Annotated in this window: 14 protein-coding genes and 1 tRNA gene; 5 read left to right on the top strand and 10 right to left on the bottom strand. The window is 69.0% G+C overall.

Annotated features, from left to right (window positions below):
- The first annotated feature begins 52 nt into the window (after positions 1–52).
- Positions 53–937 carry a rhomboid family intramembrane serine protease gene (locus HII36_RS06945; RefSeq protein ID WP_173522229.1) on the top strand — a complete coding sequence of 295 codons (885 nt, stop codon included), beginning with the start codon at positions 53–55 and terminating at the stop codon, positions 935–937.
- A gap of 34 nt (positions 938–971) precedes the next feature.
- Here HII36_RS06945 and HII36_RS06940 read toward each other — a convergent pair whose 3' ends face one another.
- A complete protein-coding gene (locus HII36_RS06940) occupies positions 972–1,217 on the bottom strand; it encodes a cell division protein CrgA (protein ID WP_173522228.1) in 246 nt (81 codons plus the stop codon).
- A gap of 145 nt (positions 1,218–1,362) precedes the next feature.
- On the opposite strand from HII36_RS06940, the gene HII36_RS06935 reads away from it, so the two are divergent.
- Genes HII36_RS06935 through HII36_RS06925 form a run of 3 tightly spaced genes read left to right on the top strand, consistent with a single transcriptional unit; the run spans position 1,363 to position 2,715 of the window.
- Entirely contained in the window at positions 1,363–1,986 is a 624-nt protein-coding gene (locus HII36_RS06935) for a class E sortase (RefSeq protein ID WP_173522227.1), read from the top strand.
- A 1-nt stretch (position 1,987) separates the two neighbouring features.
- On the top strand, positions 1,988–2,146 hold the full coding sequence (locus tag HII36_RS06930; RefSeq protein WP_173522226.1) for a hypothetical protein: 159 nt from the start codon (positions 1,988–1,990) through the stop codon (positions 2,144–2,146).
- Positions 2,143–2,715: an anthranilate synthase component II gene (locus HII36_RS06925; RefSeq protein WP_173522225.1), complete on the top strand. Its 573-nt coding sequence runs from the start codon at positions 2,143–2,145 to the stop codon at positions 2,713–2,715. Before HII36_RS06930 ends, HII36_RS06925 begins: the two co-directional genes overlap by 4 nt.
- Positions 2,716–2,852: 137 nt before the next feature.
- Here the strand turns inward: HII36_RS06925 and pknB are convergent, their stop codons facing one another.
- From pknB to HII36_RS06890, 7 genes are all read right to left on the bottom strand, one after another.
- Positions 2,853–4,706: a Stk1 family PASTA domain-containing Ser/Thr kinase gene (gene pknB / locus HII36_RS06920; protein WP_173522224.1), complete on the bottom strand. Its 1,854-nt coding sequence runs from the start codon at positions 4,704–4,706 to the stop codon at positions 2,853–2,855.
- An 83-nt stretch (positions 4,707–4,789) separates the two neighbouring features.
- On the bottom strand, positions 4,790–6,169 hold the full coding sequence (locus HII36_RS58565; protein ID WP_173522223.1) for a protein kinase domain-containing protein: 1,380 nt from the start codon (positions 6,167–6,169) through the stop codon (positions 4,790–4,792).
- 35 nt (positions 6,170–6,204) lie between these two features.
- Positions 6,205–7,665 carry a peptidoglycan D,D-transpeptidase FtsI family protein gene (locus tag HII36_RS06910; RefSeq protein WP_173522222.1) on the bottom strand — a complete coding sequence of 487 codons (1,461 nt, stop codon included), beginning with the start codon at positions 7,663–7,665 and terminating at the stop codon, positions 6,205–6,207.
- Positions 7,662–9,080 carry an FtsW/RodA/SpoVE family cell cycle protein gene (locus tag HII36_RS06905; RefSeq protein ID WP_236003254.1) on the bottom strand — a complete coding sequence of 473 codons (1,419 nt, stop codon included), beginning with the start codon at positions 9,078–9,080 and terminating at the stop codon, positions 7,662–7,664. The genes HII36_RS06910 and HII36_RS06905 overlap by 4 nt, the downstream gene beginning before the upstream one ends.
- The gene (locus tag HII36_RS58560; protein ID WP_173522221.1) at positions 9,081–10,367 is read right to left on the bottom strand and encodes a Stp1/IreP family PP2C-type Ser/Thr phosphatase; all 1,287 of its coding nucleotides are present in this window, start codon (positions 10,365–10,367) and stop codon (positions 9,081–9,083) included.
- Positions 10,364–10,834, bottom strand: a complete 471-nt coding sequence (locus HII36_RS06895; RefSeq protein WP_173522220.1) for an FHA domain-containing protein FhaB/FipA — start codon at positions 10,832–10,834, stop codon at positions 10,364–10,366. The genes HII36_RS58560 and HII36_RS06895 overlap by 4 nt, the downstream gene beginning before the upstream one ends.
- 17 nt (positions 10,835–10,851) lie before the next feature.
- Positions 10,852–11,592, bottom strand: a complete 741-nt coding sequence (locus HII36_RS06890; RefSeq protein WP_043619792.1) for an FhaA domain-containing protein — start codon at positions 11,590–11,592, stop codon at positions 10,852–10,854.
- Between the two features lie 199 nt (positions 11,593–11,791).
- Between HII36_RS06890 and HII36_RS06885 the strand changes: the two genes are divergently transcribed.
- Positions 11,792–11,874 (top strand) — tRNA-Leu (locus tag HII36_RS06885).
- Positions 11,875–12,186: 312 nt separating this feature from the next.
- Here HII36_RS06885 and HII36_RS06880 read toward each other — a convergent pair.
- Both HII36_RS06880 and HII36_RS06875 read right to left on the bottom strand, forming a co-directional pair.
- Positions 12,187–13,200, bottom strand: coding sequence for a hemolysin family protein (locus HII36_RS06880; protein WP_173522219.1), 1,014 nt, complete (start codon positions 13,198–13,200; stop codon positions 12,187–12,189).
- Positions 13,197–14,543: a hemolysin family protein gene (locus HII36_RS06875; RefSeq protein WP_173522218.1), complete on the bottom strand. Its 1,347-nt coding sequence runs from the start codon at positions 14,541–14,543 to the stop codon at positions 13,197–13,199. The genes HII36_RS06880 and HII36_RS06875 overlap by 4 nt, the downstream gene beginning before the upstream one ends.
- Positions 14,544–14,823: the final 280 nt, after the last annotated feature.

Here is a 14,823-nt window from a genome sequence, read left to right as displayed (position 1 = left end):
GGCTGGGGTCACACGACACGCGGCATGGTCCGACACGCTTTAGGCTTCGGTCATGACCAGCCAGCCGCCCAGCCCGCCCTCGCAGCCCGAGCAGCCAGAACAGGCGGTCCCCACCTGCTACCGGCACCCCGACAGGGAGACCTGGGTGCGCTGCCAGCGGTGCGAGCGCCCGATCTGCCCTGACTGCATGCGTGACGCCGCCGTGGGCTTCCAGTGCCCCGAGTGCGTGGCCGAGGGCAACAGGACGGTCAGGCAGGCCAGGAGCCCGTTCGGCGGCGGCGTGGTCCAGAAGACGTACGTGACCTGGGGCCTGCTGGTCGTCACCGCACTGGTCTACGGCGCCCAGCTCCTGACCACAGGCAGCGAGGCCGTCGTCAAGGAACTGGCCATGTGGCCGGCCGGAGTGGCGGGGCTCGGCGAATACCACCGCCTGCTGACCGTCGCGCTGGTGCACGGCAGCATCATCCACCTGCTGCTGAACGGCTACGCGATCTACCTCGTCGGTCCGTACCTGGAGCGCGCCTATGGGCACGTGCGCTTCCTGGCGCTCTACGTGCTGAGCGCGCTCGGCGGCTCGGTGCTCGGCCTCTGGCTGGATCCGATCGGCCAGCCCACGGTAGGCGCGTCGGGGGCCGTCTTCGGCATGTTCGGAGCCGCGTTCGTGGTGGGGCGCAGGCTGAACCTGGATGTGCGCGGCATCGCGGTCATCATCGTGCTGAACCTGGTGCTCACCTTCGTGTTTCCGGGCATCAGCTGGACCGGGCACGTCGGCGGCCTGATCGTCGGCTCGGCGCTGGCGGCCGGGATGGCCTACGCGCCCAGGAACAACAGGACCCTCTGGCAGGGGCTGGCGATCGCTGGAACGCTGGCCGTGCTCGTGGTGCTCGTACTGGTACGCGTCCCAGCGATAGTCAGCATGATCCCCATGATGGGGTGACTTCCCCAGGGTGTGGAAAAGGCTGTGGAAAGAACTAACGCCAGCGGGTGGAAAGCACCACACCGAAGATGATGAATACAAACCCGATCAGCAGGTTCCAGTTCTGGAGGTCGCTGAAGAATTTGGCTTGCGGCGCGACGTAGTACACGGCGATCCACAGGATGCCGATGATCCACGACACGACCATCGTCGGCGCCAGCCAGCGCGGGCTGACCTTGACCTGCTGGGACCTCTGCGGCGGGGTGTAAACCGCCTTCTTGCGAGCCTTGGACTTGGGCACTGGATAACTCCTGCTGAGGGCCTGGGCTTCCGGATCGTCCACAGGCTCTTCGTTAAGCGTAGTTGAAGCGTGCCCCAGGATAGTCGCCACGCGCACGACATGGCGATCCCCAACCGGCCGCCGATCGCGCAATAGTGTGGATCGGGTGCGGGCCGTGCTGCGGGCCGTGGGGGAGCTGAGCATCACCGCGGGCCTGATCATGATGATGTTCTGCGCCTACCTGCTCTGGGGGACCGGCGCCTACACGCAGCGCCAGCAGGTGCGACTCCAGCGGGAGCTGAGCGCGAAGGTGACCGGCGAAGAGCCGGCCAAGCTGGCCAAGATACAGCTCGGCAAGGCCCTGGCCCTGCTGCGCATCCCCAGGCTGGGCCGCGACTACCGGTACGCGGTCGTCGAAGGCGTCGATGCCGAACACCTGAAGAAGGGCCCCGGGCACTACCCGGGCAGCGCCATGCCCGGCCAGGTGGGCAACTTCGTGCTCTCCGGCCACCGCACCACCTACGCGGCCCCGTTCAACGAGATCGACCGGCTCAGGCGCGACGACGAGATCATCATCGAGGCCCGCGAGGCCCGCTACACCTACCGCGTCACCTCCCAGGACATCGTCACGCCCGACGAGGTGGAGATCCTGGCCCCCGTACCCGGCAAGCCGGACATCCGGCCCGTGCGCGCGTTCATCACGCTGTCCACCTGCCACCCCGAATACTCCGCCGCCGAACGGCTCATCGTGTACGGCGTGCTCAAGAAGACCGAGCTCAGAATGGAATGACATGTACGGCTGGCTCTGGCGCAGGCTTCCCGGCGACACCCGCACCAAGCTCGCGACGGCCGCCGTGCTGGTCGTCGCGGCGGGGGCCGTACTCTGGTATGTCGTGTTCCCACTCCTGGAACCCGTGGTGACACTCGATGAGGTGACCGTCCGTTCATGACCCGTGTCCTGGTCGTCGACAACCACGACAGTTTCGTCCACACCATCGTCCAGTACCTGCGTGAGCTGGGCGCCACGTGCGACGTGCGCCCGCGCGACTGCGTCAGGGCCGAGGACGCCGAGGGCTTCGACGGCGTGCTGATCAGCCCGGGCCCGGGCACGCCCGAGGCGTCCGGCGTGAGCGTCCCCCTCGTGCACGCGGCGGCCGAGCAGGGCCGGCCGCTGCTCGGCGTCTGCCTGGGCCACCAGGCCATCGGCCTGGCCTACGGCGCGACCGTGTCACGCGCCCCCGAGCTGTTCCACGGCAAGACCAGCGCCATCACCCACGACGGCAAGGGCGTGTTCGAGTCGCTGCCCTCGCCGGTGCTGATGACCCGCTACCACTCGCTGGCGGTGCTCCCCGAGACCGTCCCCGACGTGCTGGAGGTCACCGCGCGCTCCGACGACGGCGTCATCATGGGCCTGCGGCACCGCACCGCGCCGATCGAGGGCGTGCAGTTCCACCCCGAGTCCGTGTTGTCGGAGCACGGGCACCGGCTGCTGGCGAACTGGCTGCGCGCGATCGTGTAACACACCTCTCGCACAGAGCGACTACCTAATGAGCGTCCCCGCCGTTGCCCCCGAGCGGCGGGGGCGTTCCTTTCTGAGACGCGGCAGGGCCGCCCACCCCCGATGGGATGGGCGGCCCTGTTCGCGTTCCGGCGCGGCTAGCCGTTGAGCCCGCCGTCGCCGATCGGCTCGTCCTCGGTCGGCACGTCCTCCGTCGGCACGTCGTCGGTCGGCACGTCGTCGGTCGGGAAGTCGTCCGTCGGCTGGTCGGTCGGCGTCGGGATGTCAGGGCCCGAGGAGACCACGATCGTGATCGTGGTGTTCGGCGGGAGCGGCTTGCCCTCCGCCGGGTTCTGCTGGATGACCGTGCCCTCGGCCGCCTCGTTGCTCGGCTGCGGGACCACCCGCACCTTGAAGCCGGCGTCCTCGATCAGCTTGCGCGCGTCTGCCTCGGTGAGCCCGATCACGCCCGGGACCTCGGCCTGCTCCTTCGGCACGTAGAGGGTGACCACGCCCTCCTTCTCGATCTCCTCGCCGGCCCGCGGCTTGGTGTCGAGGATCTTGCCTTGCGCCTTGCTGGAGACCTTGGTCTTGACCGTGCCGCGCAACCCGGCCTGCTGGAGGATCTGGTTGGCCTCGTCGGGGGTGAGACCGATCAGGCCTTCCGGCACGGTCGTCTTCTCGATGCCCTTGGAGACGACCAGGGTGACTTCCGTACCCTTGTCGACCTTGCTGCCTTCCTGCGGGTCGGTCTTGATGACCAGGCCCTTCTGCAGGTCCTGGCTGAACTCCTCGACCACCTTGGGCTTCAGCCCCAGCTCGGTGAGCGTGCTCTCGGCCGCCTCTTTCTTCTGGCTGACCAGCCCGGGGATCGTGATCTGCGTGTCCGTCGGGGTGTCCTTCGAGCCGAACACCACGTAGCCCACCGTGATGAACGCACCGATGATCAGCAGCGGGATGATGATCCACAGGGCCGTCTTGACCGCGTTGCCACCGCCGCCCGACGCCCGCCGCCGGCCGCCGCGGCCGCCGTGCTCGGTGTCGCCGTACTCGTACGGGGGGACCGCGGTGGTGCGCTGCGTGGCCGGACCCTGAGCCGCCTGCGTGGTGGTCATCATGCGGGTGCCCTGACCGTAGTTGCCGGTCATCGCCATCGTCTGGGCGTCGACCGGCATGCCGGACATCGCCCGCTGGATGTCGGCCCGCATCTCGCTCGCGCTCTGGTAGCGGTGCGCCGGGTCCTTGGCCATCGCCTTGAGCACGATCGCGTCGGCCCACTGGGGGATCTCCGGATCGATCTGCGACGGCGGGATCGGCTCCTCGCGCACGTGCTGGTAGGCGATCGCGACGGGGGAGTCGCCGGTGAACGGCGGCTGGCCGGTGAGCAGCTCGTACAGCACGCACCCGGTGGAGTAGATGTCGCTGCGCGCGTCGACCCGCTCGCCCCGCGCCTGCTCGGGCGACAGGTACTGGGCGGTCCCTATCACCTGCGCGGTCTGGGTCATCGTGGCGGCCGAGTCGGCCATCGCCCTGGCGATGCCGAAGTCCATCACCTTGACGTCGCCGGCCCGGGTGATCATCACGTTGGCCGGCTTGATGTCGCGGTGCACGATGCCGCCGCGGTGACTGTAGTCGAGCGCCCGCAGGATGCCGTCGACCAGCTCGGTCGCGCGCTCGGGCAGCAACCGCCGGTCCTGACGCAGCAGGTCGCGCAGCGTCCTGCCGTCGACGTACTCCATCACGATGTACGGCACGGGGGTGCCGTCGGTGACGTCCTCGCCGGTGTCGTAGACCGCCACGACGGCCGGGTGGTTCAGCGAGGCGGCCGACTGGGCCTCACGGCGGAAACGGGCCTGGAAGGTGTGGTCTCGCGCCAGATCCGACCGAAGGGTCTTGATCGCGACAACGCGGTCCAGCCGGATGTCTCGGGCACGATACACCTCGGCCATGCCGCCGCGCCCGACGACACCGTCGAGCTCGTAACGACCTCCGAGTAGCCGAGGCTGAGTCATTTCCTGCACTGTCCCTTACCGTTCATCTTGGGTACCGGCCTGCTCGGGGGGCCGCCGGTGTCCATCATCGACCCCGTGACGCATCACGTCTCCTCCTTCATCGGGATGGTTTCCCCCGGATCGGGCGAGGCGGTTGGTGTCGGAGTTGTCGGTGTACTGGTGGGCGTTGGGGTGGGTGTGGGAGTCGGGGTACGGGTGGTCGGTGTTGGCTTCTTGGTAGGAGTTGCCGACTTGCTTACCGTAGCCGACCGCGAGGGTACCGGCCGCTTCGACTTCACCGGAACCACCGGGGGTCGCCGCGTGTGTGGCTTGGTCCGCGTCGGCCGCTGCTGATCGGGGGAGGGCAGCGGCAGCGTCAGCGTGGGCTCGGCGATGTCGGGCAGTGGCGCGGGGGTGTTGGGCGTCTGGTTGGCGAACGTGATGGCGCTCAGCCCGACCGCGGCCGCGCATCCGGCCGAGGCGACCAGCGCCAGCGTCCTGGCGCCCCTGCGCCGCCCGGGTACGCTCTGCGCGGGCTGCCGCCTGGTCGGCGGGCCGAGCGGCTGATCGGCCAGCGGGCCGGTCGTCCGTACGTCCTCGGGCTCCTGCGCGGGCTCGCGCACCCGATGGCCGGCCGGGTCGGTGAGCATGTACAGCTCGTACGGCACGTGCTCGGCCCCGGCCAGCGACTCGCGCAGCACGTACGCCCGGTCCGCCACCTCCAGCGCGGTCGCGGGACGCTGCTCCACCTCCTTGGCCAGCATCGACATGACCAGTTCGCGCACCGGCGCGGGCACGTCGACGCCGAGCGGCGGCGGCGGCTCGTTGAGATGCCGCAGCGCGATGGCCACCTGGCTGTCGCCGCGGAACGGCGTGCGCCCCGACAGGCATTCGTAGGCCACCACGCCCAGCGAGTAGATGTCGGTCGCCGGGGTCAGCGTCAGCCCCTGCGCCTGCTCGGGGCTGACGTACTGGGCCGTGCCCAGCACCGTGCCGGTCTGGGTCACCGGCGCCGCCTCCAGCGCGCGGGCGATGCCGAAGTCGGTGACCTTGATCGTGCCTTCCGGCGTGACCAGCAGGTTGCCCGGCTTGATGTCGCGGTGCACCACCGCGGAGGTGTGGGCCGCGTGCAGCGCCCTGGCCGTCTGGTGCACCACGTCGAGCGCCACCTCGGGGCCCAGGCTGCCGTTGCGCGCCAGGATGGCCGACAGCGGCTCGCCGTGCACCAGCTCCATCACCAGGTAGGCCACGCCGCCCTGCTCGCCGTAGTCGTAGATCTGGGCGATGCCGGAGTCGGTCAGCGCGGCGGTGATGCGGGCCTCGTTGCGGAAGCGGCCGCGGAACTGGGGGTCGGCGTAGATGTGGCTGCGCAGCACCTTGACCGCGACCTCGCGGCCGAGCAGCTCGTCTCGGGCACGCCAGACCTCCCCCATACCGCCCGCGGCGATCCGGGAGAGCAACAGGTAGCGGTTACCGAGCCGCATGACCCAGCACGTTACCGTCTAGCACCAAAGTCCCATCACTTGTTCAGCACCGCCTCCATCACGGCTTTCGCGATCGGGGCAGCGGTTCCGCCGCCCGTCGCCTCCGCGCCGACGTTCGCGGCGCCGGACTCCACCAGCACCGCCAGCGCCACCTGCGGGTTCTCCGCAGGCGCGAACGAGATGAACCAGGCGTGCGGCGGCTGGCCGTTGGAAGTCTCCGCAGTGCCCGTCTTCCCCGCTACTTGGACGCCTGGGATCTGCGCCCGGTTGGCGGTGCCGTTCTGTACGACGCTCACCATCATCTCGCGCAACTTGCCCGCCGTCTCGGAACTCACCGCTTCCGACAGCTCTTCCCTGTCGGCCTCCTCGATGGTGTCGCCCTTGGCGTCACTGACCTTGTTCACCAGGTACGGCTTCATGACCACGCCGTTGTTGGCGATGCCGGCCGCGATCATGGCCATCTGCATCGGCGTCATCTGGTTGCTCTGCTGCCCGATGGCGGTCTTGGCCAGCGCGGCCGCGTCCTCGCGCGGGCCGATGTTGCTCTGGGCCACCGGCATCGGGATGCTGAACGGCTCGGCCGAGCCGAACCTGGCCATCTGGTCCTGCATCTTGTCGTAGCCGAGATCCATGCCGATCTGGCCGAAAGGCGTGTTGCAGGACCTCTCCAGCGCGAAGATCAGCGGCACCTGGCCGGCGCCGCAGGCCGCGCCGCCGTAGTTGGGCAGGCTGATGTTCGTGTTGGGCAGCGGGAGCCGCTGCGGCGCCGGCACGACCGTGTCGGGGCCGCGCGAGGAGTCGTCCTCGAGGAACGCCGCCGCCGTCACCACCTTGTACGTCGACCCCGGCGGGTAGGTGCGGTCGATGTTGCGGTTGAGCAGCGGCTGGCTCTTGTCGGCCGCCAGCTCGTCGTAACGGCCGAACGCCTTGCCCTTGTCGGTGACCGAGATCTCGGCCGGGTCGTAGGTGGGCAGCGAGACCATGGCCAGGATCGCCCCGGTCTTCGGTTCGAGCGCGACCACCGCGCCGCGCTTGCCGCTGCCGCGCAGCGCGTCGTAGGCCGCCTTCTGCACCTTGGGGTTGATCGTGACCTCGACGTTCGCGCCCCTGGTCGGCTCGCCGGTGAACAGGTCGATGCTCCGGCGCAGCAGCAGGTCGGGGCTGGAGCCGTCGAGCAGCTTGTTCTTGGCGCCCTCGATCTGGGAGGCGCTCTCAGGCGAGAAGAAGCCGGTGACGTGCGCGTACAGCCGGCCGTCGTGGTACTTCCTGACGAACTTGAACTTGGGGTCCTTGGTCTCCACCGACTCCGCGATGATCTTCCCGCCGGCCGTGATGCGCCCGCGCTCCACGGCGTAGCGGTCGAAGTAGTTGCGCCGGTTGCGGGGGTCTTCGCGGTACTTGTCGGCGTTCACGGCCTGCAGGACGTTCACGTTGATCATCAGGAGCGCGAACAAGGTCAGACAGGCCACGGCCGCGCGCTTGAGTGTGCTGTTCATCGCTGGAACACCTGCGTCAGTCCTTCGTTCTGGATCGCCTGGGGCGGAGGCCGCCGTGCCGCGTCCGACGTTCGTACCAACAGCGCGATAAGAATCCAGTTAGCCAGCAGCGCCGAGCCGCCCTGTGACATGAACGGGGTGACCAGACCGGTCAGGGGAATGAGGTTCGTCACGCCGCCGACGATGATGAACACCTGCCAGGCCAGCAGGAACGACAGGCCACCCGTCAGCAGCTTGGAGAACGGCTCGCGGGCCGCCAGCGAGGTGCGCAGCCCGCGCTCGACCAGCAGCGCGTACATCAGCAGCAGCGCCATCAGGCCGGTCAGGCCCAGCTCCTCGCCGGTGGCGGCGAAGATGAAGTCGGAGAAGGCCAGCGGGATCTCGTCCGGGTTGCCCTTGCCCAGGCCGGTGCCGAGGATGCCACCCGCGCCGAGCCCGTACAGGCTCTGCATGATCTGGTAGCTCTTGCCGCACATGGGGTCGCTCGGCGGGTTCGTCTGGCAGACGTCGGCGTTGCCGAAATAGACGTCGTTACGCGGGTCGAGCCAGGCGTCGAAACGGGCCTCGACGTGGCCGAACAGCTGCCCGGCGACGAACGCGCCGCCCACGAACAGCAGGATGCCGATCAGCACCCACGAGGTGCGCTGCGTGGCGATGTAGAGCATCGCGATGAACGTGCCGAACAGCAGCAGCGAGGTGCCCAGGTCCTTCTCGAAGACCAGCACGCCCAGGCTGACCACCCACGTCACCAGGACCGGGCCGAGGTCGCGGGCCCTGGGCAGGTCGATGAACAGCAGCCGACGCCCGGCCAGGGCCAGGACGTCGCGCTTGGCCACCAGGTAGCCGGCGAAGAAGACCACCAGCGCCAGCTTGGCGAACTCGCCCGGCTGGATGGAGAAGCCGCCGATCCTGATCCAGATCTTGGCGCCCTGCACCTCGCTCAGGCTGGCCGGCAGTAACGCCGGCAGCGCGAGCAGCACCAGGCCGACCGCGCCCGCGGTGTAGGTGAGCCGCTGCAGCATGCGGTGGTCGCGCAGCACGATCAGGGTCGCGGCGAACATGACGACGCCGACGGCCGTCCACATGATCTGGCTGGCCGCGGACGCGCCGGCCTGGTCGGCGACCTCCAGCCGGTAGATCATCACCAGGCCGAGGCCGTTGATCAGCGTCACCAGCGGCAGGATCAGCGGGTCGGCCCACGGGGCGAACTTGGCGAGCACCAGGTAGGCGGCCAGCATCAGGCCGCCGAGCCCCAGTCCGTACGTCAGCATGCCCGCGGGCACCTGACCGTCGACCGCCAGCCCCACGTTCGCGTAGGCCAGCATGACGATCAGCACCGCGAAGGCGAGCATGACGAGCTGGGCCCCACGGCGCTTGGCGGGCATGGGGACGGGGGTCGCCGCCACTTCGCTCATCTAACGCGACTTCGTCTTCGTCGTGGTCGGAGTCACCGACGGCGTCGGGGAGGCCGTGACCGCCGGCTTCTGGTCCTGGCTGAACTTGAACGAGTTGATTTTCGTCATACCTGCGTTGACGTCGGTGACCGGGATTCCGCTCTTGATCAGGGCCTGGTCGGCCGTGGACAGGCCGGATAGCGGCTTGCCCGTCTCCTTGCTGACCTTGAAGAGCTGGAACGGCCCCACCTCCGTCTGGATTCCCTGGTACACGACCACTTCGTTGCCCCTAGCTCCGACGAAGTACTGGTCTTGGGTCCACTGATATCCAAGATATGCGCCGACGCCGACGACGACGCCGCCAATGCCGAGCACGGTGACCAGCACGGGCCACACGCGACGACGCCTGCCCGACCGCCTGGACGCCTGCGCGACCGGCTCGTCGAGATCGTCATCGGTGATCGCCGGCTGGGGTGCGGTCACCGCGCTCACTCGCCCCGGCGAGGTGTCCTGGGGGCTCGGATGCAGCCGGTTCATGCCCGCGGCGCCGACCACGGCTGCCTCGGCGGGAACCTGCTGCCCGTCGGTGATCTCCAGGACGTCGGCCAGCACGCAGGTGATGTTGTCGGGCCCGCCGCCTCGGTTCGCCAGATCGATGAGCTGGCGGACGACCTCTTCAGGGTCGTCGATGTTGGTCAGCGTCGCGTGCAGCGTCTCCGCGCTCACCACGCCCGACAGGCCGTCGGAACACAGCAGGTAGCGGTCGCCGATCTGCGCCTCGCGCAACGTGAGATCGGGATCGACCTCGCCGCTGCCGTCGAGTGCCCGCAGCAGTATCGAGCGCTGCGGATGGGTGGCCGCCTCCTCCGGCGTGATGCGCCCGTCGTCGACGAGCTGCTGCACCAGGGTGTGGTCGTGGGTGATCTGGTACAGCTCCCCGCGTCTGAGCAGGTAGGCGCGCGAGTCGCCGACATGCACCAGGGCTACCTGGGTGCCGTTCCAGAGCATGGCCGTGAGAGTGGTGCCCATGCCCTTGAGGCTGGGATCCCGCCCCACCATCTCGTGCAGCTTGCGATTGGCGTCGCGTACCGCTGCCTCGATGGCGTTGAGCAGGTCACCCCCCTGTTGGGCCTCTTCCAGAGAGGCCATGGCGGCGATGGCGACGGAACTCGCCACCTCGCCGTGTGCGTGCCCGCCCATGCCGTCGGCGACGGCGAGCAGGCGGCCGCTAGCGTACGCCGAGTCCTCGTTTCCTTCGCGGAGGAGGCCGACGTCCGAGCGGGCGGCGTAGCGGAGTGCGATGGTCATTTGCGCAATTCAATGACTGTCTTGCCGACGCGGATCGGAACACCGAGCGGCACCGGGGTCGGGCGGGTGACTTTCGAGCGGTCGAGATACGTGCCGTTGGTGGACCCAAGATCTTCCACGATCCATTGACCGTCCTGAGGAAAGAGCCGGGCATGCCGGCTGGATGCGTAGTCGTCGCTGACTACCAGCGTGGCGTCGTTCGCCCGGCCGATCGTGATGGGCGTCTCCGAAAGGTTGATGGTGGTGCCCTGCAGGGGCCCACCTGTGACAACGAGCTGGCGTGGCTCGCCCTTCTTGCTCTTGGGCTTGACCACCGGTTTCGCGGGCTTCACGCCTTTGCGTGGGCCCGCGGGTGCCGTGCGTGAGCCGAACAAGTCAGTCCGGATCACGCCGACTGCGGCAATGACGAAGAACCACAGCACCGCCAGGAAGGCGAGCCGGATCAGCAGCAGCGTGAGCTCGGACATGGACCGTCTGTCTACCCCTAATCGCGCCGGAACACCAGAGTCGTGCGCCCCAGCGTCACTCGCGTGCCGTTCTGGAGCTCGATCCTGCGTACCGGCTGGCCGTTGACGAAAGTGCCGTTCGTCGATCCGAGATCGACGAGGACCACCAGCTGGCCCTCGACGCGCAGCTCCGCGTGATGACGCGAGACTCCGGGATCGACCAGACGAAGATCGCAGTCGGTGCCCCTGCCGAGCAAGGTCACCGGAGTGGTGAGCTCGTAGGAACGGTCGCCCTGCGGGTCGTCCTGGGTGGAGACGAGCAGCCTGGGCCGCCCGTTGAACGCGTGCGGCCTGGACGGAGGCAGGTCGCTCGCCGGCTGGCGAATCTCGTCCTGCTCGACCGTCGCGCCGCGAATCACGCCGGACCGGATGCGGAACAGCCCCACAGCCAGGTCTCCGGCGGTCTCGAAACGGACCCGGACCGGTCCCACGAAGGAGTAGCCCTGTTCCTTGGCGTACTCCCTGGCGAGGTTGGCCAGCTCGTGGCTGATGCTGTCGGCGTAGACCTCGAGCCGTTCGCTGTCGGTCGTGGACAGTTCGACCACGAAGTCGTTGGGCACGAGCGTGCGACCCTGAGCGACGATCGCCGCACGCTCATCCATCTCCCGCTGAACCGCGCTGGCGACCTCGACCGGCTGAAGGTCAGATTTGAACGCCCGCGCAAAGGCCCCCTCAACCAAGCCTTCGAGCCTTCGCTCGAAGCGCTGAAGGACTCCCACCGGGTACCTCCCTTCCTCCGTGCATATGATCGCGGCCCCCAGACGCTTCCGGCGCCCGGTTTCCGCTCGTCCCACGACGCGGCTGCCCGGCGCTCCTCGACCGTCGCGCCCAGCTCATCCGCTCCCGTGTCTTATGCGATCGTATCCGGGTTCAGTACTAGTGGCAGTTCCGTGCTACTGTTTCTCCGCACCCAAAAAAGGGCGGGTGGCGGAACGGCAGACGCGCACGGTTCAGGTCCGTGTGTCCGAAAGGACGTGAGGGTTCAAATCCCTCCTCGCCCACTCGGGTCACCGATGAGATCGGCAGACCCACACTGACGAAAGTGGCCTCGGTTCGCAAGAGCCGGGGCCATTTCTTTGTTCTCCGCAAGTTCTCCGGCGCATGGGGGACCGTGCTCCGCTGGGAAGACGGTAAAGCCCGCCACTTGCAGGCCGCTGTCTGGTTGCTTACGTGATTTAGCTCACACCGTCCCCGGGAAAACTTTGCCAGAGGTGCCTCACCCGGCCGCTCGCACCGTCGTTTCCTCGAGTGTTCGCGGCCGGGCGCCCGATGTTCCGGGTCAGGCAGTGTTCCGGGTCAGGCGGTGTTCCGGCTCAGGCGGCGGCCTTGGTGTCCAGCAGCACGCTCAGCAGGTCCGTGAGGCTCACCATGCCGATGACGGCCCCGCCCTGGCCGGTGACCAGGGCCAGGTGCGCCCTGGCCTCCTGGAGCGCGGCCACCGCTTCCGGCACCTGCGTGACGCACGCCAGCCGGGGCATGGGCCTGGCCAGGCCCGCGGCGGTCTGGTCGGGGCGCAGGAGCGCGTCGCGGGCGTGCAGGACGCCTCCGACGTCTCCCGGCCGGCCCACCAGCAGCCGCAGGTGACCGCTGTGTGCGGCCGTGTCCTTGATGGCGGCGGAATCGGCCGACGGCGGCACGAAGACGACCTGGTCGATCGGCACCATCAGGCGTTCGATGCCCTCGGCCTCCAGGCGCAGCGCCCGGGTGAGCAGGTCGTGCTCCTCCCGGTCGAGCAGGCCCATCCGGCCCGATTCGCCCACCAGCATGGCCAGCTGGCGCGGCGTCCTGGTGGTGGCCAGCTCGTCGCGCGGCTGCACGCCGAACAGCCGCAGGATGACGTTGGTCAGCCCGTTCAGCGAGGAGAGCAGCGGGCGCATGAGCCAGGTGAAGGCGCGGAACGGCAGCGTCAGCACCAGCGCGGCCCGCTCGGGATGCGTCAGCGCCCACGACTTGGGCGCCATCTCGCCCACCACCATGTGCAGGAACGTCACCAGCGCCAGCGAGAACGTCAGCGCGATCGGCAGGCGCAGCGACTCGGGCACGCCGGCGGCGGCGAAGACCGGTTCGAGGAAGTGCTCGATGGCCGGCTCGGTGACCTGGCCCAGGCCCAGCGTGCACAGCGTGATGCCGAGCTGGGCGCCGGCCAGCATGAGCGAGAGCTGGCGCCCGCCGCCCACGGCCGACTTCGCGGCGATCCTGACCAGGCGGTTGCCGCCGGAGGCCATCTCCTCCAGCCGGTGCCGCCTGGAGGAGACGAAGGCGAACTCGGCGGCCACGAACAGCGCGTTGAAGGCCAGCAGCGCGAGGCTGATGAGGATGAGCGTCATCGGGCCGCCTCCGCGTGCTGGGCGGGCGAGAGCCGCACCCATTCGGGCACCCGCCGGCTGAGCGACATCACGGTCAGCTCGGCCAGGTGCTCCTGGTCGTCCTCGGCGAACGGGTCGGTCACCGCGGCGATCGGCACGGTGACGCTGTCGCCGGGGTTCGGCATCCGGCCCAGCCTGGCCAGCACCAGGCCGGCGAGGGTGTCGTAGTCGTCGCTCTCCGGCAGCGCGATGCCGGTGGCCCGCTCGACCTCGTCGAGCCTGAGCCGGCCCGGCACCTCCCAGATCCCGCCCGGCTGCTCGACGGCGCCCTGCGGCTCGGGGTCGTTCTCGTCCATGAGCTCGCCGACCAGCTCCTCGGCCAGGTCCTCGACGGTGATGACGCCGGCCAGGCCGCCGTACTCGTCGATGACGCAGACGATGTCCTCATGCGCGGCGCGCATCCTGTTCAGCACGGCGGGCAGCGGCAGCGAGTCAGGCACCAGCAGCGCGGGCCGGGTGATGGCGCTGACCAGGCCCTCGTCCAGCCCGGACGTCAGCAGCTCGCGCACCCCGGTCACGCCGAGCACGTCGCCGTCGCCGCCGAGCACCGGGTAGCGGGAGTGCCCGCACCGGCGCATGACCTCGACCAGCTCGGAGATCGGCTGGGAGTCGCGCAGCACGACCACGCGCGGCCGCGGCACCATGATCTCCTCGGCGTTCCTGTCGCCGAACTCCAGCGCCCGCTCCAGCAGCTCGGACAGCTGCGCGGGCAGCTCGCCCGCCTCCGCGGACTCCTCGATGATCCGGGACAGCTCCTCGGGCGTCGCGCCGTGCTCGACCTCCTCGACGGGCTCGATGCCGACCCGCCTGAGCAGCCCGGTCGCCGCGGAGTCGAACAGCTTGATCACCGGGCCGACCACGGCCAGGTACGCCAGCGTCGACGCGGCCAGGAACTTGGCCACCGGCTCGGGCCTGGCGATGCCCAGGTTCTTGGGTGCGAGCTCGCCGAGCACCATCTGCACGACGGTGGCCACGAACACGCCGATGGCCACGGAGACCCCGGTGACCATCGTGTCGGAGAGCCCGGCGCCGGCCAGCCACGGACGCGTCAGCACGGCGATCGCCGGCTCGGCCAGGAAGCCGACCAGCAACGCGGTGACGGTGATGCCGAGCTGCGCGCCGGAGAGCATGAAGGACAGGCGTGAGGTCACCTGGAGCGCTTTGACGGCTCTGGTGTCACCGGCGGCGGCCTGCTCGCGCAGGAGGCCGCGGTCGGCGGCGACGAAGGCGAACTCCTGGGCGACGAAGTACCCGGTCGCCGCGGTGAGGAGGAAGAGGGCCAGGAGGCCCAGATAAGCGCTCACCGTGGTGAGCTCTCAGAGGAACCCGTGCCTGCGCACGGGCATAGACTCCATGGGTCCGGAGCGGACACGGTCATCCCTTCGATAGCGGTCGTCCAATACCGTAACGACGCTGGTGACCTCTATGTTTCCGCAGTGACTCCGGGTTTCGCCCGCGTGCCACTCCGTGCTCGCCCGCCAGAGCCCGCACGTCCCCCCTTCTCTGTGGCTGTTCCGGTACTTTTCCCTGGAGAAACCTTGACCAGAGGGCGCACTGTCTGGGGGTTCGACGTACCGTCTAGGC

Origin of the sequence: Nonomuraea antri, assembly GCF_013283785.1 — a bacterium.
In the GTDB taxonomy this organism is placed as follows: Bacteria; Actinomycetota; Actinomycetes; order Streptosporangiales; family Streptosporangiaceae; genus Nonomuraea; species Nonomuraea antri.
The sequence above is the reverse complement of the archived record's forward strand: the minus strand, read 5'-3'. Positions and strand labels throughout refer to the sequence as shown.

What these genes read in the sequence shown, in the direction of transcription:
- HII36_RS06945 (WP_173522229.1), top strand. Translation starts at nt 53, where the DNA reads ATGACCAGCCAGCCGCCCAGCCCGCCCTCGCAGCCCGAGCAGCCAGAA.
- HII36_RS06930 (WP_173522226.1), top strand. Translation starts at nt 1,988, where the DNA reads ATGTACGGCTGGCTCTGGCGCAGGCTTCCCGGCGACACCCGCACCAAG.
- HII36_RS06925 (WP_173522225.1), top strand. Translation starts at nt 2,143, where the DNA reads ATGACCCGTGTCCTGGTCGTCGACAACCACGACAGTTTCGTCCACACC.
- pknB (WP_173522224.1), bottom strand. Translation starts at nt 4,706, where the DNA reads ATGACTCAGCCTCGGCTACTCGGAGGTCGTTACGAGCTCGACGGTGTC.
- HII36_RS58565 (WP_173522223.1), bottom strand. Translation starts at nt 6,169, where the DNA reads ATGCGGCTCGGTAACCGCTACCTGTTGCTCTCCCGGATCGCCGCGGGC.
- HII36_RS06910 (WP_173522222.1), bottom strand. Translation starts at nt 7,665, where the DNA reads ATGAACAGCACACTCAAGCGCGCGGCCGTGGCCTGTCTGACCTTGTTC.
- HII36_RS06905 (WP_236003254.1), bottom strand. Translation starts at nt 9,080, where the DNA reads ATGAGCGAAGTGGCGGCGACCCCCGTCCCCATGCCCGCCAAGCGCCGT.
- HII36_RS58560 (WP_173522221.1), bottom strand. Translation starts at nt 10,367, where the DNA reads ATGACCATCGCACTCCGCTACGCCGCCCGCTCGGACGTCGGCCTCCTC.
- HII36_RS06895 (WP_173522220.1), bottom strand. Translation starts at nt 10,834, where the DNA reads ATGTCCGAGCTCACGCTGCTGCTGATCCGGCTCGCCTTCCTGGCGGTG.
- HII36_RS06880 (WP_173522219.1), bottom strand. Translation starts at nt 13,200, where the DNA reads ATGACGCTCATCCTCATCAGCCTCGCGCTGCTGGCCTTCAACGCGCTG.